General features: G+C 70.0%; 22 protein-coding genes and 1 pseudogene. 12 read left to right on the top strand and 11 right to left on the bottom strand.

Annotated elements, in window-relative coordinates:
* Positions 1 to 258 precede the first annotated feature (258 nt).
* On the top strand, positions 259 to 651 hold the full coding sequence (locus FU658_RS01420) for a CAP domain-containing protein (protein WP_147890467.1): 393 nt from the start codon (positions 259 to 261) through the stop codon (positions 649 to 651).
* Between the two features lie 13 nt (positions 652 to 664).
* Here FU658_RS01420 and FU658_RS01415 read toward each other — a convergent pair whose 3' ends face one another.
* From FU658_RS01415 to FU658_RS01395, 5 genes and pseudogenes are all read right to left on the bottom strand, one after another.
* A complete protein-coding gene (locus FU658_RS01415) occupies positions 665 to 1,825 on the bottom strand; it encodes an LBF_2804 family protein (RefSeq protein WP_147890466.1) in 1,161 nt (386 codons plus the stop codon).
* 9 nt (positions 1,826 to 1,834) lie between these two features.
* Complete coding sequence (locus tag FU658_RS01410; protein WP_147890465.1) at positions 1,835 to 3,217, bottom strand: M16 family metallopeptidase; 1,383 nt, start codon at positions 3,215 to 3,217, stop codon at positions 1,835 to 1,837.
* 341 nt (positions 3,218 to 3,558) lie between these two features.
* Positions 3,559 to 4,641, bottom strand: a pseudogene (locus FU658_RS14960) (M16 family metallopeptidase); the annotation flags it as partial.
* Between the two features lie 166 nt (positions 4,642 to 4,807).
* Positions 4,808 to 5,230 (bottom strand): c-type cytochrome, encoded by a 423-nt coding sequence (locus tag FU658_RS01400; RefSeq protein ID WP_147890464.1) that lies wholly within the window; start codon positions 5,228 to 5,230, stop codon positions 4,808 to 4,810.
* 25 nt (positions 5,231 to 5,255) lie between these two features.
* On the bottom strand, positions 5,256 to 6,575 hold the full coding sequence (locus tag FU658_RS01395; protein ID WP_187265854.1) for a ferredoxin reductase family protein: 1,320 nt from the start codon (positions 6,573 to 6,575) through the stop codon (positions 5,256 to 5,258).
* 163 nt (positions 6,576 to 6,738) lie between these two features.
* On the opposite strand from FU658_RS01395, the gene FU658_RS01390 reads away from it, so the two are divergent.
* Positions 6,739 to 7,692 (top strand): DmsE family decaheme c-type cytochrome, encoded by a 954-nt coding sequence (locus FU658_RS01390; protein ID WP_187265853.1) that lies wholly within the window; start codon positions 6,739 to 6,741, stop codon positions 7,690 to 7,692.
* 147 nt (positions 7,693 to 7,839) lie between these two features.
* The gene (locus FU658_RS01385) at positions 7,840 to 9,930 is read left to right on the top strand and encodes an MtrB/PioB family decaheme-associated outer membrane protein (protein ID WP_187265852.1); all 2,091 of its coding nucleotides are present in this window, start codon (positions 7,840 to 7,842) and stop codon (positions 9,928 to 9,930) included.
* 15 nt (positions 9,931 to 9,945) lie between these two features.
* Here FU658_RS01385 and FU658_RS14625 read toward each other — a convergent pair whose 3' ends face one another.
* The 6 genes from FU658_RS14625 to FU658_RS01360 all read right to left on the bottom strand — a co-directional run bounded on the left by FU658_RS14625 (position 9,946) and on the right by FU658_RS01360 (position 15,634).
* Positions 9,946 to 10,608, bottom strand: coding sequence for an efflux RND transporter periplasmic adaptor subunit (locus FU658_RS14625; RefSeq protein WP_222708333.1), 663 nt, complete (start codon positions 10,606 to 10,608; stop codon positions 9,946 to 9,948).
* On the bottom strand, positions 10,598 to 11,134 hold the full coding sequence (locus FU658_RS14620; RefSeq protein WP_222708332.1) for an efflux RND transporter periplasmic adaptor subunit: 537 nt from the start codon (positions 11,132 to 11,134) through the stop codon (positions 10,598 to 10,600). Before FU658_RS14620 ends, FU658_RS14625 begins: the two co-directional genes overlap by 11 nt.
* A gap of 8 nt (positions 11,135 to 11,142) precedes the next feature.
* Positions 11,143 to 13,500, bottom strand: a complete 2,358-nt coding sequence (locus FU658_RS01375; RefSeq protein WP_147890460.1) for an ABC transporter permease — start codon at positions 13,498 to 13,500, stop codon at positions 11,143 to 11,145.
* Positions 13,497 to 14,222: an ABC transporter ATP-binding protein gene (locus FU658_RS01370; protein WP_147890459.1), complete on the bottom strand. Its 726-nt coding sequence runs from the start codon at positions 14,220 to 14,222 to the stop codon at positions 13,497 to 13,499. Before FU658_RS01370 ends, FU658_RS01375 begins: the two co-directional genes overlap by 4 nt.
* 82 nt (positions 14,223 to 14,304) lie before the next feature.
* The gene (locus FU658_RS01365) at positions 14,305 to 14,703 is read right to left on the bottom strand and encodes a pathogenicity-like protein (RefSeq protein ID WP_147890458.1); all 399 of its coding nucleotides are present in this window, start codon (positions 14,701 to 14,703) and stop codon (positions 14,305 to 14,307) included.
* Positions 14,704 to 14,752: 49 nt separating this feature from the next.
* Positions 14,753 to 15,634: an acyl-CoA thioesterase gene (locus tag FU658_RS01360; protein WP_147890457.1), complete on the bottom strand. Its 882-nt coding sequence runs from the start codon at positions 15,632 to 15,634 to the stop codon at positions 14,753 to 14,755.
* Positions 15,635 to 15,726: 92 nt separating this feature from the next.
* Here FU658_RS01360 and FU658_RS01355 point away from each other — a divergent pair, with 92 nt between their 5' ends.
* From FU658_RS01355 to FU658_RS14955, 9 genes are all read left to right on the top strand, one after another.
* The gene (locus FU658_RS01355) at positions 15,727 to 16,308 is read left to right on the top strand and encodes a Na+/H+ antiporter subunit E (RefSeq protein WP_147890456.1); all 582 of its coding nucleotides are present in this window, start codon (positions 15,727 to 15,729) and stop codon (positions 16,306 to 16,308) included.
* A complete protein-coding gene (locus FU658_RS01350) occupies positions 16,305 to 16,583 on the top strand; it encodes an MrpF/PhaF family protein (RefSeq protein WP_147890455.1) in 279 nt (92 codons plus the stop codon). Before FU658_RS01355 ends, FU658_RS01350 begins: the two co-directional genes overlap by 4 nt.
* Entirely contained in the window at positions 16,580 to 16,897 is a 318-nt protein-coding gene (gene mnhG, locus FU658_RS01345; protein WP_147890454.1) for a monovalent cation/H(+) antiporter subunit G, read from the top strand. Before FU658_RS01350 ends, mnhG begins: the two co-directional genes overlap by 4 nt.
* Positions 16,894 to 17,310, top strand: a complete 417-nt coding sequence (locus FU658_RS01340; protein ID WP_222708331.1) for a DUF4040 domain-containing protein — start codon at positions 16,894 to 16,896, stop codon at positions 17,308 to 17,310. The genes mnhG and FU658_RS01340 overlap by 4 nt, the downstream gene beginning before the upstream one ends.
* Positions 17,295 to 17,831 carry an MnhB domain-containing protein gene (locus FU658_RS01335; protein WP_187265850.1) on the top strand — a complete coding sequence of 179 codons (537 nt, stop codon included), beginning with the start codon at positions 17,295 to 17,297 and terminating at the stop codon, positions 17,829 to 17,831. The genes FU658_RS01340 and FU658_RS01335 overlap by 16 nt, the downstream gene beginning before the upstream one ends.
* Positions 17,828 to 18,136 (top strand): sodium:proton antiporter, encoded by a 309-nt coding sequence (locus FU658_RS01330; RefSeq protein WP_147890452.1) that lies wholly within the window; start codon positions 17,828 to 17,830, stop codon positions 18,134 to 18,136. Before FU658_RS01335 ends, FU658_RS01330 begins: the two co-directional genes overlap by 4 nt.
* Before the next feature lie 216 nt (positions 18,137 to 18,352).
* The gene (locus FU658_RS01325; RefSeq protein ID WP_147890451.1) at positions 18,353 to 19,687 is read left to right on the top strand and encodes a complex I subunit 5 family protein; all 1,335 of its coding nucleotides are present in this window, start codon (positions 18,353 to 18,355) and stop codon (positions 19,685 to 19,687) included.
* On the top strand, positions 19,684 to 21,069 hold the full coding sequence (locus FU658_RS01320; RefSeq protein WP_222708330.1) for a complex I subunit 5 family protein: 1,386 nt from the start codon (positions 19,684 to 19,686) through the stop codon (positions 21,067 to 21,069). The genes FU658_RS01325 and FU658_RS01320 overlap by 4 nt, the downstream gene beginning before the upstream one ends.
* Positions 21,057 to 21,182 (top strand): hypothetical protein, encoded by a 126-nt coding sequence (locus FU658_RS14955; RefSeq protein WP_255505340.1) that lies wholly within the window; start codon positions 21,057 to 21,059, stop codon positions 21,180 to 21,182. Before FU658_RS01320 ends, FU658_RS14955 begins: the two co-directional genes overlap by 13 nt.
* The last annotated feature ends 38 nt before the right edge of the window (positions 21,183 to 21,220 follow it).

The raw sequence follows: 21,220 nt of genomic DNA, 5'->3' as shown, positions 1-21,220 counted from the left end.
GGCGCATTCAAGAGGAGGACGCCCGTGCCGCGACGGTTGCCCTGGATGGGGCTGTTGGGAATCGTGCTTTACACAAGTGCGGGGGCGGGGCCCTATTGGCCGGAGTCGGTGCCTCACAACGACCCTATCGATGGCCGCAACGCAGAAAGTCGTTTCCAAGAGCCCGTCGGTTGCGGAGAAAGCGCGCCCGCCACCCGGCTGGCGCTGCTGATCGCGTCCGATCCCGGGCAGCGGCGGCCTGAGTTGCGATGCAGCCCGGTGCTGTCACGCATCGCGTCGGAGCGGGCCCGCGAGCTGGCCGAGGAAGGCCGCATCAGCCACTTCACCAACGGCCTGGCCCCGAACCTGCGCCTGCGGCAGTCCGGCTATCCACTGCCCCGGCAGTACCCGCATGGGGGCGCGAACCAGGTCGAAGCGATAGCGGGCGGGTTCGCAGGACCCGAGGAGGCCTGGGCCGCTTTCAAGCGCTCCGACCGGCATCGCTCGCACCTGCTCGGCGAGCACGAGTTCTTCAAGTCCCAGGATGAGATCGGGGTGGGATTCCACAGGTTGCGTGAATCGCCCCACGTGGAGTACTGGGTCGTCTTCGTCGCCACGCGTGCCGACACCGCCCACCCCCCCATCGCAGCGAAGCAACACGGCGCGGACTAGGCGCCGCGCGCCCTCACGCCACCTCGCGGGTCCTGGGGGTCACGGCGCTCAGCAACTTCGCGTCCAGCCCATGGCCATCGTCGAACGCGCGGCGCAGGCGGCGCAGCGCCTGTTCGTCGAAACGGCGTGCGCGAGCAGCCGCGATCTGCGACAGGAATTCCCGCTGCGACCTGCGCGAGCGGCCGTCGAGGACGGTCACCGTGGTCACCGTGCGCAACAGCACCTGGCCTGCCGCTTCATCGAGGTCGGCGACGCGCCCGGACCAGGCCGACCAGTCCTGCTCGATCGCATCGGGATCCAGGTCCAGGCGATCAAGCAACTGGTCGAGGAACAGCACGTAGTTCGGGTGCGCGTCCTGGCTGCGGGTGATGCTTTCGGCCACCGCTTCGGCCACCAGCTGGCGGGCCTGGCCATCCATCGCCTCGACCGGCGCCTTGATCATTTCGTCCAGGTCGCGAAGGGCGACCGGCCCCGCCGCACGGTGCCGCACCTTGGCGAGGATCCACTTGGTGACGATCATGTTCCACACCGCATATACGGCGATTGCCGCGAACGGAAGCACGGTGCGCACCGCCGCGCGCCCCAGCAAGCGGCGCAGGATGATGCGCAGCACGACGCTGGTTGCGCTGACCTTCACCCGGTACATGATCGCCTGCAGCACGAGTCGCCATCGCGGCACCCGGGCATACGGATCGACGCCGTGGATCGGAGCCCGTGGATTGGGGATGTCGAGCGCGGCGCGCGAGAGCCCGAGCGCCATCATCTTCTCCGCGTCCTCTGGCCCAAGCTGCAGCCCGGTGAGCTCGCCCACGCGCGCCACGGCCAGCAGGACGCGCCAGTACAGATAGGCGATCTCGGCCGCGCTGACCACCAGCGCGATACCCAGATAGGCAGCCCAGAACGGCCACTGGTCAAGCAGGTCCTCGCCCCCGCGGTCCTCGCCGAAGTGGGCATGGAGCACCAGCTCGCTGGCGCCGATGAGCGCACCGGCGACGGCACCGCACAGGCCCGCGTGGACGAGGGTGGTCCGCTCGATCCGCTTGATCCGCTCGAGGACACGGGCAGGCCACGCGCACATGGCATCGCGGTGCTTGTTGCTGCGGCTTCGGAGGAAGCCCAGCCCCATGCGCTCGATGGCGTTGAGTTCCTCGCTGTGGGGTGCGGCTGGACGCATGCGGCTGGCTTACTCGAAGACCCGCTCGGCGTCGACCACTTCGATCCGGCCAACGGACAGGCCGAACGGCCGTGAAGCGATCTCCGCGTCCTCGGCCAGGAGGGCCTCGGGCTTTTCGGTGTTGTACTCGATCGGCGAAGGCGCGTCGTCGGCCAGCGCGGCGGCCAGGCCCTCCCCATCGCGGGTGACGAACACGAACTGTGCCGCGTCGGTGTGGATGTAGCGGCGGATCGCGGCGTTCACGTCCTCCAGCGTCAGCCGCTCCAGGCCCCGGCGCACGTAGTCGATGAAGTCCGGCGTGCCGTACCACTCCGAATCGGTGGCGTAGCCCAGCCGCGTGGCGCTGGTCGAGGTCAGGATCGCCACGAACTTGTGCAGGAAATTCCTGCTGGCCTCGAACTCCGCCTGCGACAGGCCTTGATCGACCAGGCGGTCGAGCTCCCACAGCGCGGTGCGGGTGGCGAACAGCGCGTCGTTGTTGTCGCGCAACGGGCGCAGCCAGACCTGGAACAGGTCGTTGCGGCGCGGATAGCCGGGCTCGGGCTGCATGCGGAACATGCCGCCCGGGAAGTACTCGATGTAGGCATAGCTGCCGTAGTTCATCCCGCGCTCCTCGCGGATGCGCTGGTAGAGGCGGCCGGAGCTGTTGCGGTGCTCTCCAAGCCAGCTGCGCACCAGCCACAGGGCGATCCAGTCGTCATCGCCGCGCTTGAGCTCGATCGGCCAGCCGAACGAGACCGCCACGCCAGGCGTTTCCTTCTCGATGATGCGGGCCGCGCGTTGGCCGGGCCGGTCCACCGTGGGTACGGCGAGCATGCCCGGGCCGCCATCGGGAAGCCGGTCCAGGTCGCGAAGCAGGGCCTGCCGGAAGGAGGCGTCGTAACCCCCGGCCAGGCCCAGGCCGACGTTGCCGTTGGTGAAGCGCCGGGCGACGAAGTCGCGGACGTCCGCCAACGTGAGTGACTCCACTTGGCTCGCATGGCCCAGGCTGAGTCGACCATAGGGATGCCCCGCGCCATACACCATCTCGTATAGCGCTTCCTTGCCCAGTTCCTCGTCGTTGTTGCCCCGCAGGCTGGTGCGGATGGCGTTGGCCTGCTGCTGCCGCAAACGCTGGAAATCGTCCTCGCGCAGGCCGGGCTCCAGCAGCATCTCCCGGACCAGGCCATGCCAGGTTTCCAGGTTGTCGCGATGCACGGTGGCGGTGAAGGTGACCAGTTCCTTGTCGACCTGTACCGACAGGCCCGAGGCGATGGGATGGAATGCCTGCTGAAGCTCGGCGTGGCTGCGACGCGCGCTGCCGCCATTGGCCAGCATCGAGGCGCTGAGCTGGGCCAGGCCGGCCTTGCCCGGCGGATCGAACGCCGCACCGGTCTGGAAGGTGATGCGCACGTCACCAGGGCCGCGTCGGAGGGCTGCTCGATGACGATGATGTCGGCCCCTGGCGTGGCTTCAGCCCACCGTGCGACCTCCTGGTCGAGTTCGCGGAAGGCGTTGGCGCCGGGCAGCGATTCTTCCGCGGCGATCGACACGCTGACACGATTGGAGTCGGTGAAGACGCGGTTGGCGGCGTCGACGATCTCCGCCGGGGTGACGCGGTCGAAGCGCGCGTAGAGGCGGTTGAGGGTTTCCGGATCCCGGTCGTGGTGAACGAAGCGCGCCAGCGTGGCACCGATGCTGGCGGCGGAATTGAGCGTCGCCGCGAACGCGTACTTCACCCGCGACTTCGTTTCGGCGAGTCGACGCGCGTCGAACTCCTCGGTGCGCGCACGCAGCAGGGTGTCCTGGATCGCGGTGACGACGGCCTCGGCATGGGCCGGGTCGGTAAGGCGCGCACCGATCGTGAACAGGCCCGGATCCTTGTTGGTGGGGGCGCCGGCGAAGAACTGGTCGACCAGTCGCTCGCGAACCACCAGCTGCTGGTAGATCTCCGAGGTGTTGCCGAAGTGGAGTTCGGCCAACAGCATCAGTGCCGGCGTGTCGGCGGAGTCGGCGTCGAAGGCCGGACCGCGCCATGCGTTGAGCAGCCACGGCTGCGTCGGACCGTCCCAGGCCAGGTGGCTGTAGCGCGGGCCGGCCAGCGGCGGCTCGACCGGGATGTCGACCTCGTAGCTTCCGCGTTCCCAACCACCCCAGTAGCGTTCGACCAGCGCGGCCGTGGCTTCCGGGTCGACGTCACCGACCACGATCACCGTCGTGTACTCGGGCCGGTACCAGCGGTCGAAGAAAACCCGCGAGTACTCTATCTGGTCGGGCATCGCCACGATGTCGTCGAAGTAGCCCATCGTGGTGTGGCCGTAGGTGTGGACATCGAAGGCGAGCTCGGAAAGCACCTCGAAGCCCTTGAGCAGCGGGTTGGCGTAGTTCTTGAGGTACTCGCCCTTGACGGCGAGGGCCTCGGTGCGGAACTGCTCCTCGGAGTAGTCGAGGTTCTGGAAACGGTCCGCCTCCACCTCGAGGATCTTCTCCAGGTCCTCGGTCGTGAAGTTGATGTAGTAGTTGGTCAGGTCCGAGGAGGTGTAGGCGTTCTGGTCGCCGCCTGCGGCCTGTATCACCGCCTGGTACGCGTCGGCCGGGTAGGTCGGCGTGCCGCGGAACATCATGTGCTCGAAGAAGTGGGCGAATCCCGACTTGCCGTCCTCGACCTCGTTGCGCGAGCCCGTCTGGACCGGGATCTGGAGGCTGACCAGGCCCGGCGTGTCGGTGGGCACCACGATCAGCTTGAGGCCGTTGTCGAGCTCCCGCTCGAGGTAGGGCAGGTCGAGGATGCGGCCGGCTTCGGCTTCGGCTTCGGCCTGGGCCGGGGGCGGGGTCATGCCACCGGCGGTGCCCAACAGCAGCGCCGCGGCGAACGGAAGGGTGAAGTGTCGGGACATCGGGGGGCTCCGGAAGCGGTTCTGGCGCCAGGGGCGGCCGGCATTCCCTATTGAAGCATGCCGGCGTGGGGCGGCCCATGTCCGAAGCCGGGGCGTGGCCCCGTGCCTAGTCGGTCAGGCTGGCGAGGTAGGAAACCAGCGCGTCGACGTCATCCCCGTCGAGTTCGCGGTAACCGCGCTTGGAGCGCAGCGCACGTGGCGAGAGGTCCTCGGCCACCGAGTCCTCGCCGAGGGTCCAGGCGCGGATCTCCGGGCGCTCCATGCGGCTGCCGACACCATCGAGCGGGCTTCGCGGACTGCCTTCGCCTGCGATCGAGTGGCAGGTGGCGCAATCGAGCGATGCGTAGACCTCCCGTCCCCTTGCGACGCGTTCGGCATCCCCGGGGGCGGCTGCTGGCGGTACCGGCAGCATCGGCTCGGCCGCGATCGTGGCCGTACCGGCGTTGTAGGTGGCGGCGAAGGCCGCGGTAAAGACCAGGACCAGGCTGCAGGTGATCCAGGCCAGTCGTCGTGCCCATCGTTCGCGCATGTTCGCTTGCTCCTTGTTGTGGCCGTCAGGCCAGGTCGAAGATCTCGGAGTGCACCCTGTTCAACGCAACACCCAGGGTTCCGAGGCCTTGCTCGGCCAGCCGGATCATCGGCGTGGGCCCGCAAACGTAGTACTGCAGGGCCTGGCGCTCTTCGAGGCTGCCGGGCAGGTAGCGCCCCAGCACGCCGGCGTCGACGAAGCCACGCTCCCCCTGCCAGTCCGGAGCGGGCTCGAGCAGCACGTCGACCACCTGCATGTTGATCCGGTCGGCGAGGCTGCGGATCTCGTCGCCGAACACGATGCGGTCGGCGACCCGGTTGCCGTAGAACAGCCATTTCGGCCGTGTGTCCCCCCGGTCGGCGAGGGCCCGCAGCATGCTCATCAGCGGTGCGATGCCGACGCCTCCGGCGATGAAGACGTATCCGGCCGCTTCCGGGTGCCTGTCGATGCCGAAACTGCCATAGGGCCCGTCGACGAACGCCCGTTCACCCGGCTTGATGTCGCCGATGCCCGAAGTGAAGTCCCCGAGCTCCTTGATCGTGAACGCGATGCGGCCGGGTCGGGTCGGGGTGGAGGAAAACGAGAACGGGTGTTCCTTCATCGCGAACGGCGAGGCACGCAGGGTCAGCCACGCGAACTGGCCGGGATGGTAGGCGAACGGCTCCCCCTGCTCGGGTTCGAGCTCCAGTGTCCACGTGTGGCTCGCTTCGGGCCGGACTTCCATGACGCGCCAGGGTCGGCGAAGCAGTGCGGCCGGACGCGCCAGCCGCACCCAGACGGCCAGGCCGAGCCAGAACGCACCCAGCCCGATCCACAGTAGCCGTGCGGGCGTGTCCTGCAGGTAGCTTCCCGAACCGAACACATGCACGAGCGCGGCGACGACACCCGCGACCGCGAGCACCACGTGCACCCGCCGCCACGCGTCGTACTCAAGTCGCAGGGTCTTGCGCCATAGCGAGCTGCCCACCAGCAGCGCGAACGCCAGCAGCGCCAGCCAGCCCGAGAGCATGTACGCCGGCGCGCCCGCGGGGTTCGGCCAACCCGCCACCACCGGATGGCGCCACACCAGGATCCCCACATGCAGCAGCAGCACGAGGAACGCACCGATCGCAAGATAGCGGTGGAAGGTGTAGATCACGTCGATGCCGAACGGGGCCGTGGCGCGCTTGAAACGGGCGGTCAACGCGAACTGCAGGCCCATCATGCCCAGGCTGGCGTAGCCCAGCGCCATCGCGAAATCCCACCAGAAGCCGCCCGGACGAGGGCGCTCGCCCACCAGCAGTACGAGAAGCGGCACCAGGACCAGCACGAGGTAGACGGCTATCCACACGGCCGCGGAGCGCAATTGTCCGGTTCCGGTTCTGATGGCAGGCTCCTGGCACGAGGGCTCAACCCGCATTGTAGGCACGAGGCGTGGCGGCCGTTTGATCGACCTCAAACCACATCCCTGGAGACCGCGTAGCATGGCCAAAGCACTTGGGAGATACGTCGTGAGCGTGTTTCGAACCATGTTCGCAGTTGGCCTGGTGGCGGTGTCGGCGCTGGTGATCGCAGGCCTCGTGCCCGCTCCCGGCGGACAGCCGGCCCAGGCACAGGCCGAGGATCCACTCGCCGGGTACGTGTTGCCCGAGTCCGTCCAGGCCTGCACCGCCTGCCACGAGGAGCCGCACGTGCTGTCGATCCTGCATGGCCCCCATGGCGTCAGCGAGGATCCGCGAAGCGGCTTCGCGCAGCTCGGGTGCGGCAGTTGCCATGGCGCCAGCGAGGCACACATGCAGCGCCCGGCACGCGGCGAGCCGCGCAGCCCGCCGGACGTGGTGTTCGGTCCGCACCGGACCGACGACGGCCGTGCCGACGCAATGTGCCTGGCCTGCCACGGCGCAAGCGCCGGCATGCACTGGCAGGGCAGCGAGCATGAAGTCGCCGACCTGTCCTGCGCCAGCTGCCATACCTCGCACGCCTTCAGCGACCCCGTACTCGACCGCTCCGGCGAGGCGCTGGTGTGCGCGACCTGCCATGCCCGTACCCATGCCGAGGCCCTCAGGCCGTCGGCCCATCCCATGCTGGACGGGCAGGTGGCGTGCCGCGACTGCCATGCCGTACACGGCGGCCCTGGCCCCGGGCTGCTGTCGGCGAACACGGTCAACGAGAATTGCACTGGCTGCCACGCCGAGTTTCGTGGCCCCTTCCTTTGGGAGCATCCGCCCGCGGCCGAGGACTGCCTGGCCTGCCACGTTCCGCACGGCTCGGTGCACCGGCCCCTCCTGGTCAAGCGCACGCCATGGTTGTGCCAGGACTGCCACATGGCGCAGTTCCATCCCAGTGCAGCACTCAGCGGTACCGGCCTTCCGGGCGAGTCGCTGCCCTCGGGCTCGCAGTCGATGCTCGGGCGCGACTGCATGAACTGCCACGTGCACGTCCATGGCAGCAACCATCCTTCCGGCCCGGGAACCACGAGGTAGGCACGAGATGCCCATCAAGCCCGCCCGCATCGGACTGCTCCTGGGTGCCAGCCTGCTGGTCGCCACGCCGGGAATGGCCGGCGCGGGCGTGCCGCAGCCCATGCCGGGACCGCTGGGGCGACGGACTGCAATGTCCTGGCGGTGGGTGTGGGTGACTTCAGCGGGGGCCGGTTCGGGTACGGACGCTGGCGCGGCGAGCCGCCCGGCGGCACCGGACTGCTCGACCTGCTGCTGTGCCGCGCGCTGGCACCGGGCGAGGGCGGCGCACGGCATGCGCGGCTGCAGCTGCACGACGCGACGCTTTCCACCCGTCGTGCGGAACTCGTGGTCGGGCGCCAGGGTGCCTACCGGATCGAGGTGGGCCACCAGGGTCTGCCGCAGCCGCGCGTGGCGGCACGCACGCCATTCACGAATCCGGGTTCGACGGCTTTGGTGCTGCCGCCGGACTGGGTCGCCGCCCCGACGACGGCCGGCATGACCCGGTTGCTCCCGGCCTTGGGTGAAGTCGGACTCGGGGTCGATCGTCGTCGCCAGCATGTCGGCCTCATGGCATGGCTCGGGGAACGCTGGCAGGTCGACACGCGCTACGCCGAGGACCGTCGCCAGGGCCTGCGCGGGTTCGCGGGACTGATCGGCAACACCGGTGGCAATCCCCGGGTGGCGATGCTGCCCGAGCCGGTCGACCAGACCACCCGCGATGCCGACCTCGGACTGCGCTATGCCGGCGAGCGCTGGCAGCTGCGTGCCGGGGTGCTGCTCTCACGCTTCGAGAACGCCCATTCGGCCCTGACGTGGCAGAACCCGTTCTCGGCCATTGCCGGCTGGGACGCCTCCGCCGGCCATCCGGGCGGTTTCGGACAGGCCGGGCTGATGCCGGGCAATCGTTTCAGCCAGGCCAGTGTGTCGGCTGCGACCTCGATCGGCGAGCGCACGCGCGTCAATGCCGACCTTGCGCTGGGGCGCCTGACCCAGGACCAGGCGTTCCTGCCCTACACGGTCAATCCCGAGCTGGCCGCGAGTATTACCCAGGAGCTGCCGCGCGCCTCGCTGGACGGTCGCGTGGACACGCGGCTGCTGAACCTGCGCGTGGCCTCCCGCCCCAGTCGGCGCAGCGACTGGTTGCTGTCGTATCGCTTCGACGAACGCGACAACCGGACCCCACGCGACGAATACGTGTACATCGGTGGCGACTCGCAGGCCCAGGATGCGGGCGAGGCCAGCTCACGGCGACGATTCAACCTGCCGGTCGGCCACCGGCAGCAACGGCTGCGCGCGGAGGCCGGCTACCGCCATGCCAGCGGCGTCGATGCCCGGGCGGGCATCGAGCACCGGCGACTGGACCGGACCTTCTCGGCACGCAGCGAGAACGACGAGACCCGCACCCATGTCGTGGTGCGGGCCCGGCCCACCCAGCGGCTCACCGCGGGCACCCGCGTGGAGCACAGCCGCCGTGGCGGATCGACCTACCTCGGCAGCCGGCCCTTCCTCGACAGCCATTCCGAGGCCTACACCGACACCGTGCCCGGCGGCTTCGAGAACCTGCCGGGCCTGCGGCAGTACCACCTCGCCGATCGCGAGCGCTGGCGGGGGAGCGTGTTCGCCCAGCTCGGCATCGGGGATTCGTGGCAGGTCGGCCTGACGCACGCCCACACGCGCGACGACTACCGGCGCTCGGAGTTCGGCCTGCAGCAAAGCCGCATCCGCGATGCGATGCTCGACGTGGCCTGGGCGCCACCGGGCCCCACCTCGCTCACGGCCTTCATCGGGCGCGAGCGCATGGCCTTCGAACAGGCGGGGCGGGCCTTCAGCGGCGGCCCGGCGCGGCTGCCCCAGGCGTCCGATCCCGACCGCGACTGGTGGGCGGTCCACGACGACCGGGTGACGTCGATGGGGGTGGGCCTGCGCCATGCCATCGACGAGGGCCGTCTGCGCGTCGGGGTCGATGCCGCGCGCACGCGGGTGGACGGACGGGTCGACGTGACCACCGGCCCGGCGCTCGCCAGCGCGCCGCTGCCCGATTCGCACTCCACGCTCGACAGCGTCGACCTGGTGCTCGACCTGCGCCTGCAGCCGCGTCATGGCCTGCGCCTGCGTTACCGCATGGAGCACTTCCGGGGTGCGGACTGGTCCACCGACGGCGTCGGGCCGGCCCAGCTGGCCAACGTGATCCTGCTGGGCGAGGCGATGCCAGACTACCGTGCGCGCGCGCTGCTGCTGTCCTGGTACTACCGCTTCTAGCGCGCTGCGGGATGCTCAGCGCGAGCGGATCCGATCGCCGTCCGAGAGTTCGCGGTCGGGGTGCACCACCACCCGGTCCCCGCGCGCCAGTCCGTCCAGGATTTCCACCTCGCCGCCGCCCCGAAGGCCGGTACGCACCGGCTGCAGGCGGGCACGGGCCCCGTCCACGCGCAGCACCGCCTGGCCGTCCCCATGCCGGAACAGGGCGCTGGAGGGCACGTGCAGCACGTCGTGGGCCTCGCCCAGGATGAAACGGGCGTTGACGCGATAGGCGTCACCCAGTCCACGGAACGCCTCGGGGGGGGCGTCGATGTCCAGGACCACCCAGACGCGCTGTTCCTCCACCCCCAGTGCCGACACCTTGGTGAAACCGCCAGGCTCGACCTGCCGCACCCGGGCCGCGAGCGCGGGTTCGCCACCCCAGCGCACCAGTTCGGCGGGCAGCCCGGGCGAAAGCCGTACCGCGTCGGAGGAGAGCACGTCGACCTCCACCTCCAGCGCCTCCGGATCGCCGACGTCCAGCAAGGGCTGGCCGACCTGGACCGGTCGACCGCTCTCGAAGTGGCGGCGAAGCACCACACCGTCCACCGGCGAGCGGATCTCCAGCTCCACCGCGGCTGCCGCATCCGTGCTGTCATGCGCCAACACCGCCTCGGCAGCCGCGAGTTCATGCTGCACGGTGCGCGGAGGAACCGGGCGCTGGCGGCCTCGCGCTCCGCGGCCAGGCGTGCGGTCCGGGCCCGCTCGGCCACCTCGCTGGCCACCAGTCGCCGCTCCAGCAGGGCCTGCTGCGCTGGTCCTCCGCGATCGCCTGCGCCGCGCGGGCATCCGCGGCGCGAACCTGCTCCCCTGCAGCACCCAGCCGGCCCCGGGCGGCTTCGACAGCGGCTTCGGCCTGGCGGCGGGTGCGCGCGTCCAGTGCCGGGGCGTGGACCGGCTCCAGCGTCACCAGGACGTCGCCCCGGGCGATGCGGTCCCCCGGTTCCATCTGCAGCCTTCGCGCGTTCGCCGCAAGCGGCGCGGTGATTTCGAACCGGTCCTTCAGCCGTGTGCGGCCTTCGGCTTCGACGGTGTGGCGCACGCTTCCGGTTCCCACCACCGCCGTGTCGACCAGCCGTGACGTGGGCCAGAGCGCGACCAGCAGCAGCGCGACGACCACGAAGGCGATGAGGATGAGGCGCAGGCGACGGGGAGTCTTCATCATGGTCCCTTTCATTCCTTGGTCTTGAGTGCGCTGGCGAGATCGATGCGGTCCAACCGGCGCCGCACCATGGCCACCGAGACGGCCGTGGCCGCCAGCACCAGCAGGCCCGCCCACGCGTAACCCGAGGGCGTGATGACCAGCGGGATGCGATAGAGGTCGGATTCGAAGCCCCGGACCAGCAGGGCGCTCATGCCCAGCCCCAGGGCGAAACCGGGCAGCAGGGCCAGGAAGGCGAGGGTGAAAAGCTCGCCCGCCAAAAGCCGCCGTATCTCGGCCCGCGTGTAGCCCAGCACGCGAAGGCTGGCCAGTTCATGGCTGCGCTCGGCCAGCGTGATGCGCGCGGCGTTGTAGACCACGCCCACGGCGATCGAGGCCGCCAGCAGGGTGGCCACCAGGGTGAAGGTGAGCATGCCCTGGGCCATGGTCTCGCGGAAGCCCACCACCGTGGCCATCGAGTCGGTGATCGAGACCACGCGCGGGCGCTCGCGCAGCGCATCAAGCACCCGGGTGCGCTGGTCGGGGTCGATGCCCAGCCACGCGCCCGATACCGCGTCGCCCTCGCCCAGCAACGCGTTCATGCGGTCGCGGCGCAGGTAGGCGCCCACGCCCATGTACTCGCGGACCGTCCCGGCGAGCTGCACGTCCATGCGCTCGCGGCGCCCTTCGCGGAACTCCACCTCGACCCGGTCGCCGGGCCGGATCCCCAGCATGTCCGCGAGGTGGTCGGTGAGCAGCAGGCCGGTCCCGGGAAGCCGGGCCGGGTGGAGGCGGTCGTCCAGCACCCGCTTGAGGTCGCCGTCATCGGCCAGGCCGAGGAGGGTGGTGCGGTACTCGCGGTGCCCGGCGCGCAGAATGACGCTGCTGGCCCGGAACGGCTCGACCACATCGACGCCCGGCAGCGCCGCGAGTTCGTGGATCGCCCGCCACGAGGTTGGCTCGGCGAACGCAACGGCGAGGTCGTCTCGCTGCGCGAATCCGAACTGCACGTCGACCATCTCCTCGATCGCACCGGCCTGGAACCGGGACATGACCAGGATGCCGCAGGCCAGGCCGATGCCCAGTACCGACATCAGCGTGCGCAGTGGCCGTCGTTCCAGGTTGCGCAACACGATGCGCGCCGAAGGGTCCAGCCAGCGCGCCAGGCCGATGCGTTCGCCCAGGGTGCGCCGGAACACCGCCGGCGCCTCGGGCTGCATCGCCTGGGCCGGTGGCAGCCGGAACGCCCGCGCCAGCGCCCCGACGGTGCCCACGGCCGCGGCCACGACCGCGAAGCCCGCGGCCAGCAGCACCAGCAGGGGCGAAAGCGACCAGGACAGGTAGGGAAAACTGTAGAAGACCATGTACACGTCGGCCAGGGCCCGGCCTCCCCAAGCGCCCACCAGCAGGCCGGGCACCACGCCCGCGGCCACCATCAGCAACACCAGCTGCGCATAGTGGCTGCCGACCTGCCAGCGGGTGTAGCCGAAGGCCTTGAGCACCGCGATCTGCTGGCGCTGGGTGCCGACCATGCGGCCCACGACGATGTTGAGCAGGAACGCGGCAACGCCGAGGAAGATCAGCGTGAACATGCGTGTCATCACCAGCAGCTGGCCGAGTTCCTCGTCGAGGAAGCGGTGCGAGATCTGCAGGTCGCGGCCGTGCGCGCCGACACCGCCGTAGGGCAGCAGCAGCGCGTCGAGCGCATCGATGACATCGGCTTCGCGTGCCCCGCGTTCCAGCGTCACCACCAGATCGTTGAAGGCACCGTCGAGATCGAAGGCCATCGCCAGGGGTTCGCGGGCCATCCACATGACCCCGAAGCGCTGGAAATCCGGGAACAGGTCGCCGGGGCGGATCTGGTACACGAACTCCGGCGACATGCCGATGCCGCTGATGCGCAGCAACTGGCGCCTGCCGTTGAGGATCGCCACCAGCGCATCGCCCGGGACGAGCGAATGCGCATCGGCGAACGAGTCCGCGACCACCACTTCGTCGTAGGCCTGTGCGAGCCGGCCCTGGCGCAGGTGGATGCCGTTGAGGCCCGGGTCCCCCGGTCCGGCCTGCGACACCAGCTGCGCGTTGACCGGCTCGTCGAATCCGTCGATCTCGATCGCGACGTGGGCCGCGACGCGCGCCTGTGCCTGGCGCACGCCGGGCAGGGCTGCAACGTCCTCGAGCAAGGGCAGGGGCGCGCGCTTGGCCTGGGCGAACACGTCGGCGAACCGGTGCTCGGCGTAGTAGAGCGCCCGGGTGTCCGAGAGCGCCTGGTAGTTGCTCAGCGCCATCGTCATCATCGCGATGCCACCGACCACCACCATGGCGATGGCGACCACCTGGCCGCGCAGCTGCCACAGTTCGCGCCACAGCTTGCGGTGCAGGACGCTCACCAGTGCAGTTCCCGTGGTGGTCGCTTCGACGCGTTGCGATGCTCCTCGGCCACCTGCCCGTCGCTGAGGCGGATCACCCGGTCGGCCATCTCGGCGATGACCGCGTTGTGGGTGATGACCACGGTGAGTGCGCCGGTTTCCCGGTTGGTGCGTTCCAGGGCCTCCAGCACCACCACGCCGGTGCGCGAATCCAGCGCGCCGGTGGGCTCGTCGCACAGCAGCACGGCGGGACGCTTGGCGATCGCGCGGGCGATGGCCACGCGCTGCTGCTCGCCACCGGAGAGCTGGGAGGGAAAATGGTCCATGCGTTGCTCGAGGCCCACCAGGGCCAGGGCGGCCTCGGGGGTCATCGGATCGCGCGCGATCTCGGTGACCAGCGCCACGTTCTCGCGCGCGCTCAGGCTGGGGATGAGGTTGTAGAACTGGAACACGAAGCCGACCGACTCGCGCCGGAAGCGCGTCAACGCGTCATCGCTGGCGTCGGTCAGCACATGTCCCTGGCATTCCACCCGGCCCGAGGTCGGCGCGTCGAGGCCGCCAAGGATGTTGAGCAGGGTCGACTTGCCGCTGCCCGAGGCCCCCAGCAGCACGACGAACTCGCCGGGATACAGGTCCAGGTCGACGCCGCGCAGCGCGTGCACCTCCACCTCGCCCATGCGGTACACCTTGCCCAGGCCGCGGGCACGGAACACGGGATCGGCCTTGGACTGGGCTGCGTGCATTCTTCCAGTCTAGATGCCGCGCCGCGGCCCGGGTTGATCCTCCGCAAATACGGCGCCACCGAGTGGGGTCGGGTGCCGGCGCTCAGCCGAAGATGCCCAGCATCATCACCGCGGCCATGGCTGCGATCGCCGCCAGCAGGATGATCCGGATCCGCAGGGCCCACTTGCCGCCCGGGCGCTCGCCACCTGCGGGGATGATCGGATCGCGGCTGGTCTGGGGCAGGTAGCTGGAGACGCTGCGCTCCGAATCCATCAGCCCCGCCTCGCGAAGCAGCCTGCGCGCATGTGGCTGGTCGTCGGCACGGATCACCCATACCGCGGGCATCGGGGCCCGCTCCGGATGCACGTAGCTGAAATCGTGCCGGTGGTTGCCCCGGTAGGAGCGGCCGTCGGTGATCTTGGTCTGGATGCCGTGGCTGTTGAGCAGTTCGGCGACCCCTTCCACGGTCTCGAGCCGCTGGGTCTGGAAGATCTTTCTCATGCGCGCATTTTACCGCGCCGCAGTGGTGAAATCCGTGACCGGTGCGTGATCATTCCGCCGGTTTCACGCGCATCAGGCCTTCCTGCGCGGAGGAGGCGACCAGCCGCCCGCGGCGGTCGTAGATCAGGCCGCGCGACAGGCCCCGCGCACCCTGCGCGGTCGGGCTGTCGCAACTGTAGAGCAGCCAGTCGTCCACTCGAAAATCGCGGTGGAACCACAAGGCATGGTCGAGCGAAGCCATCACCACGCCGGGTTGGTAGTAGCTGATCGCGTGCGGGAAGGTCGCCGTGCCGATCAGGTGGAAATCCGACGCGTAGGCCAGCATCGCGCGGTGCTGGGCCTGGTCGTCGCCAATCCGGTCGACCAGCCGGAACCACACCTGCTGGTAGGGCGGCCGCTTGCTGGGCTGCAGTTCATCGCGCGGGTAGACGTGGCGGAACTCGAACGGGCCCTGGCGCATGACCCAGCGGCGCATCTTCGGGGCGAGTGCGGCCAGCGTGCGCTCGCTCGGCGGCTCGGGCGGCGACAGGTCCTCGGGTGCGGGCACTTCCGGCATGGAGATCTGGTGCTCGGCGCCGGGCTCGGGCTCGTGGAAGCTGACCGCCAGCACGAAGATCGGCTGGCCATGCTGCACCGCGGTGATGCGTCGCACGCTGAAGCTGCCGCCATCGCGGGTGCGGTCGACCTGGTAGAGGATCGGGTGCTCCACGTCGCCGGCGCGAAGGAAGTAGCCGTGCGCGGAGTGCGCCACGCGCTTCGGGTCGGTGGTCTGCTGGGCTGCCGACAGCGCCTGGCCCAGCACCTGTCCGCCGAACACGTATTTCGTGCCGATGTCACGGCTGGCGCCGCGGAAGTAGTTGTCCTCCAAACGCTCGAGCCGAAGCAGGTCGATGAGTTCCTCGACGACGGGTGCAGTCATAACGCTCTCCATGGCAGGCCGCGGAGTATATCCGGGGCTGCTGGAGCACGGGCTCCAGCGCCACGGGTTGGCCTCGCGGTGGCGTAGCCGTTACAACTGTCGCGATGACAGGCCACGCGAAGTCGACCACGAAGGAACCGCGGGAGGGTGCGAAGGCGGCACATCCGCCGGGCGCGGCACGCTGGGCATGGGCGTGGCGCACCAGCGTGGTGCTGTTCGCGCTGTGGCTGCTGCTGTCCGGGCCCGACGCCTGGATCGTCGGGCTGGGTGTCGCGCTGTCCGGAGGACTGGCAGGCGCCTTGCTGGCTCCGGGCGAGCCGTTCCCGTGGCGGCCATGGCGCCTGCCAGGCTTCTTCGGTTTCTTCCTCAAGGAGTCCCTGCTGGGCGGGCTGGACGTTGCGCGTCGGGCCTTTGCCCGTCGCGTCGATGTGGAGCCATGCTTCGCGCACTACCCGTTGGCATTGCCCCCCGGTGCACCGCGCACGCTGATGGTCAGCCTGGTCAGCCTCCTTCCGGGCACGCTCAGCGCCGACCTCGATCCCGAGACGGACCGCCTGCTGGTGCATGCGCTCGCCCCCGCCGCGTTCGACACCCTGGCCGAGCTCGAGCAGCGCATCGCAAGGCTGTTCGGCTTGCAGGTGGCCTCCGGCAAGTCCGAACCCTGGCCGGTGGAGGACACTGCTTGAGTACGTTCCTGGCCGGGCTGGCGGTGTTCCTGCTGCTCAACCTGGCCGCCGGCCTGTGGCGGGTGTGGCGTGGCCCGAGTGCGGCGGACCGTATGTCGGCCGTGCTGCTTTTCGGCTCCACCACGGTGGCCTTGCTGCTGGTTCTGGCCGAACTCGGGGGCGAGCCCGCGCTGCGCGACGTGGCGCTGGTGTTCGTCATGCTTGCCGCGATCCTCAGCGTCGCCTTCGTCGGACTGCCGCGCACGCGCAATGACGGCAGGGGGTCGGGCCGGTGAGCGTTTCCGAAGTCCTCGCCGTCGGGCTGCTGGCGCTGGGGGCGTTCTTCTACCTCGCCGGTACGGTCGGCCTGCTGCGCTTCCCGGACGTGCACTCGCGCCTGCATGCGCTGACCAAGGCGGACAACCTGGGCCTGGGCCTGGTCTGCGCCGGGATGGCGCTGCTGGCGGGAAGCTGGCGGGTGGCAGGCATGCTCGTGGTGGTCTGGCTGCTGGGCATGCTGGCGGCCACGGTGAGTTGCCACCTGATATCCCGCGCCGCCCTGCAAGGGACCGGGGAAACAAAGCGCGCACACGAAGGGGACGACGGGTGAACCTGCTGCTCGACGCCCTCCTGGCGATCGCCCTGGTCGTGCTGGCCTTCCAGGTGGCGGCCGGACGCACGCTGTTCCTCGGCATCGTCGTGTTCGTCGTGTTCGGCGTCGTCATGGCCCTGGCCTGGGCGCGCCTTGGCGCGCCGGACCTGGCACTGGCCGAGGCAGCCATCGGCGCCGGCATGACCGGCGCGCTGCTGATGCTCGGTTACCGCCGCCTGCTCGAGCGCAAGCCGGAGAAGATGCGCCGGGCGCACAAGCGTGACAGTCGCCTTGCCGCTCCACTGGCCGTGCTGGTGTCGTGCCTGGTTGCGTCCTGGGCTGGACGGCACTGCAACTGCCGACCGGAGCCGGCAGCGCAGGGCAGGGGGTCCTCGACGCGATGGATGCGCAGCCGGTGGGAAATCCGGTGACCGCCGTGCTGCTGATCTTCCGCGGCTACGACACCCTGCTGGAACTGGTGGTGCTGATGGTGGCCCTGCTGGGTGTACGGGCGATCCAGGGCGAGGCCGGGCCGCCGCCGTTGCCGACGCCGGCCCATGCCGGCCTGCCCCTGGTCGGAGCCATGCTCTCGGCGCTGGTGCCGCTGGCGGTGCTGGTGGCGGGCTATCTGTTGCATGCGGGCGGGCATTCCCCGGGCGGCGCCTTCCAGGGCGGGGCGGTCCTCGCGGCCGGTGGCGTGCTGCTGCTGCTCACGGGGCGGCTGCAGCCCCACGCCGATCCGGATGCCGTGGATCGCATCGGGCTGGTGCTGGGCGTGCTCGTGTTCAGCGGTATCGGCCTGTCCATGCTGGCGCTGGGAGGGCAGCTGCTGGCGATGCCGGGGGCATGGGCCATCTACCTGGTCGAGACCGCGATGATGCTGTCGATCGGACTGACCCTGGTGCTGCTGTTCGGTGCGGCCGCCGGCCTGCGCCTGCGGGGCATGCCATGAGCCAGGCGGCGATCTACGTCCTGGCCGCGTCCGCGGTGATCGGCGCGGGCATCTATGGCCTGCTGGTGGCCGGCCACCTGCTGCGCAAGCTGCTGGCGATAAACCTGCTGGGGGCGGGCGTGTTCCTGTTGCTGGTCACGCTGGCCAGCCGGGGTGGGCAAGCCCCGGACCCGGTGGCCCAGGCACTGGTGCTGACCGGTATCGTCGTCGCGGTGTCGATGACCGCGTTCGCGCTGGCGCTACTGGACCGCCTGTTCGAGCAAACCGGGCAGACCCGGCTGGACGTGGACGACGATGAGCGCTGAGACGGCACTGGCCTGGCTGGTGTTCGGGCCGCTGCTGGCCGCCTGTGCGCTGGTCGTGCTGGGCGGGGGCGATGTCCGCCGGACCGACGGGGGGGGTGCGCGGGCGACTGCGCACGCTGGTTGCCGCCACGGCGCTTTTCGCCCCGCTGGTACTGCTCGTGATGCCGACGCTGGCCATGCAGCAGGTGCAGGTGCTCGAGGTCGTCCTGGGCGGCCATGCCCCCCCCGATCGGCATCGGGCTGCGGCTGGACGCGTTGTCGCTGCTGATGTTGTGGCTGGTGGCGGTGGTCGGCGCGGCAGCAGGGGGGCACGCACTCTTCCTGCAGCCGCCGGGCAGCGCGGCGGGAGAACGCTTCTGGCCGGTGTGGCTGCTGATGTTCGCCGGCCTCAACGGCCTGTTCCTGTCCGCCGACCTGTTCAACCTCTACGTGGCGATCGAACTGGTGACCCTCTCCGGCGTGGCCCTGGTCGCGTGGGACGGACGCGGGGCGGCGCTGCGAGCGGCGATGCGCTACCTGCTCCTGGCCATGCTGGCCTCGCTGGCCTACCTGCTGGCGGTGGCGCTGCTGTACGGGGAACACGGCACGCTGGACCTGTACCTGCTGGCGCAGGGGGTGGCTGGCGGGTCCGGGGCCACGCGTACCGCGCTGGTGCTTGTCGCCGTGTCGTTGCTGCTCAAGGCGGCGATCTTCCCGCTGCACGTGTGGTTGCCCCCGGCGCACTCCAACGCGCCCGGGCCGGTCAGCGCGGTGTTGTCGGCCCTGGTGGTCAAGACGGCCCTGTACCTGCTCTACCGGCTGTGGTTCTGGACGCTGGACGGGCACCAGCCGGTCCCGGTGGCGACCCTGTTCGGCCTGCTCGGCGCCGCGGCGATCCTGTACGGGTCGATCGGCGCGCTGGTGCAGTCGCGGCTGAAGATCATGGTGGCGTATTCCACCGTGGCGCAGCTGGGTTACCTGATGCTGGTGTTTCCCCTGTCGGCGCTGCCGGCCGCGGGGGCACTGGCGTGGAACGGCGCGATCTATCACCTGCTGTGCCACGGCCTGGCCAAGGCGGCGATGTTCCTGGCGGCGGCCAACATGCTGCTGGCCCTGGGCAGTGACCGGCTCAAGGACCTCGCCGGCGCAGACCGACGCGTGCCCCTGAGCGTGTTCGCATTCGGCCTGGCCGGTGTCAGCCTGATGGGCCTGCCACCCAGCGGTGGCTTCCTGGCGAAGTGGCTGATGCTGGAAGCAGCGTGGACGCAGCGCGCCTGGGGCTGGATGCTGGTGCTGCTGCTCGGCAGCCTGCTGGCGTCGATCTACGTTTTCCGCGCGCTGGGTGCGATGTTCACCGCGCGCAGCGCAGAGGCGGCGTCGTCCGCGGACCCTGAGCGAACGGGGAGCGGTACGCGGGTGGGATGGGGGATGGGGCTGGCCGCGCTGGTGCTGGCTCTCCTGGCCGTCGTTGCGGGCTTCGCCTCGGCACCGGTGTTCGGTCTGCTGGAGGCGGGCCCACCCTTCGAGCGCATCGTCGATCCCGCGGCGCCAGTGCAGGAGTCGGAGCGATGAGCGCCGTGTTCGACTTCGCCTCGCTGCCCCTGTGGGCGGTCCTGGTCTCGTTGCTTGCCTCGGTCGTCATCTTCGCGCTCGGCGAAGACCGGCAGCGCACGCGCACCGCGGTGAACCTGCTGGCGGCCGTGCTCAAGCTCGGGCTCATCTGGGTCATGATCGAAGCGATCCGCGCCGGCCAGGCATTCGAGTTCCGCCTGCCCCTGCTGCCCGGCCTGGACCTGGTGTTGCGCGCGGATGCGTTGAGCCTGCTGTTCATGACGCTTTCGGCCGTGCTGTGGCTGCTGACCACGATCTACGCGATCGCCTACCTGGAGCGAAGTCCCGACCGGGCACGTTTCTTCGGCTTCTTCAGCCTGTGCGTGGCCAGCACGATGGGCGTGGCGACCGCCGGCAACCTGTTCACCTTCTTCATCTTCTACGAGCTGCTGACCCTGGCCACATGGCCCCTGGTGGCCCATCGCGGCAACGCCGCCTCGCTTGCCGGGGCGCGCACCTACCTCGTTTACACGCTGTCGGGCAGTTCCCTCTTCCTGGTGGGCCTGGTGTGGCTGTACGGGATCGCCGGCAGCCAGGACTTCATCCTGGGCGGTTCGCTGGCCGCCGCCGCGACGGAGCATCCCGCGCAACTGCGCTGGGTGTTCGTGCTGATCGCGGTCGGCATGGGCGTCAAGGCGGCACTGGTGCCGATGCATGGCTGGCTTCCCAAGGCGATGGTGGCGCCGGCGCCGGTCAGTGCCCTGCTGCATGCGGTGGCGGTGGTCAAGGCCGGGGCGTTCGGCCTGGTGCGCCTGGTCGAAGACGTCTACGGCTTCGACCTCGCCTCCAGCCTCCGGCTGACCGATGCGCTGGCGGTCGCCGCGGGGTTCACCGTGGTGTACGGATCGGTGCGCGCGCTGTTCCAGAGCGACATCAAGCGACGCCTGGCCTGGTCCACGGTCAGCCAGGTGTCCTACATCGCGCTGGGCGTGAGCATCGGCGGCCCGCTCGCGCTGACCGGTGGACTGGTCCACCTGGTCCACCAGGGCCTGATGAAGATCACGTTGTTCTTCTGTGCCGGGATCTTCGCCGAGCGGCTGGGCATCCACCGCATCGACGAGCTCGATGGCGTGGGCCGGCGCCTGCCCTGGGCGGGCGCCGCGTTCAGCGTGGGCGCGTTGGGCATGATCGGCTGCCGCCGCTGGCAGGCTTCATCAGCAAGTGGTACCTGGGCCTGGGCGCCCTGGCCGCCGGGCAGCCCTGGGTGCTGGGGGTGCTGGTGGCCAGCACCTTGTTCAACGCGGCGTACTTCCTTCCGCTGCTCTACCGCATCTGGTTCGCGGCGCCGCCGCCGCGATGGCCCGACGAACCCCGGCTCGGACGCAGCGTCGTGGCCGGGCTGACCGTTCCGGCCCTGGTGACCGCCGTGCTGGTCATCGGGACAGGCGTGTTCGCCGGCCAGGCCCTCAGTCCGCTGGGCTGGGTGGAGCTGATCGTGGCCCGGGGGTCGCGATGACCGGCCTGTTCGCTGTACTCGCGGTCGGAGCGGTCCTG

Origin of the sequence: Alkalisalibacterium limincola (assembly GCF_008017755.1) — a bacterium.
Lineage (GTDB): Bacteria > Pseudomonadota > Gammaproteobacteria > Xanthomonadales > Xanthomonadaceae > Alkalisalibacterium > Alkalisalibacterium limincola.
Note: the sequence above shows the minus strand (reverse complement) of the source record. Positions and strands in the feature narration are given on the sequence as shown.

Bases quoted from the DNA above. Each gene is read 5' to 3' on its own strand.
- FU658_RS01360 (WP_147890457.1), bottom strand. From the start codon at position 15,634: ATGGAGAGCGTTATGACTGCACCCGTCGTCGAGGAACTCATCGACCTG.
- FU658_RS01355 (WP_147890456.1), top strand. From the start codon at position 15,727: ATGACAGGCCACGCGAAGTCGACCACGAAGGAACCGCGGGAGGGTGCG.
- FU658_RS01330 (WP_147890452.1), top strand. From the start codon at position 17,828: ATGAGCCAGGCGGCGATCTACGTCCTGGCCGCGTCCGCGGTGATCGGC.
- FU658_RS14620 (WP_222708332.1), bottom strand. From the start codon at position 11,134: ATGATGAAGACTCCCCGTCGCCTGCGCCTCATCCTCATCGCCTTCGTG.
- FU658_RS01370 (WP_147890459.1), bottom strand. From the start codon at position 14,222: ATGCACGCAGCCCAGTCCAAGGCCGATCCCGTGTTCCGTGCCCGCGGC.
- FU658_RS01320 (WP_222708330.1), top strand. From the start codon at position 19,684: ATGAGCGCCGTGTTCGACTTCGCCTCGCTGCCCCTGTGGGCGGTCCTG.
- FU658_RS01400 (WP_147890464.1), bottom strand. From the start codon at position 5,230: ATGCGCGAACGATGGGCACGACGACTGGCCTGGATCACCTGCAGCCTG.
- FU658_RS01325 (WP_147890451.1), top strand. From the start codon at position 18,353: ATGCCCCCCCCGATCGGCATCGGGCTGCGGCTGGACGCGTTGTCGCTG.
- FU658_RS01365 (WP_147890458.1), bottom strand. From the start codon at position 14,703: ATGAGAAAGATCTTCCAGACCCAGCGGCTCGAGACCGTGGAAGGGGTC.
- FU658_RS01390 (WP_187265853.1), top strand. From the start codon at position 6,739: ATGTTCGCAGTTGGCCTGGTGGCGGTGTCGGCGCTGGTGATCGCAGGC.
- FU658_RS01415 (WP_147890466.1), bottom strand. From the start codon at position 1,825: ATGCGTCCAGCCGCACCCCACAGCGAGGAACTCAACGCCATCGAGCGC.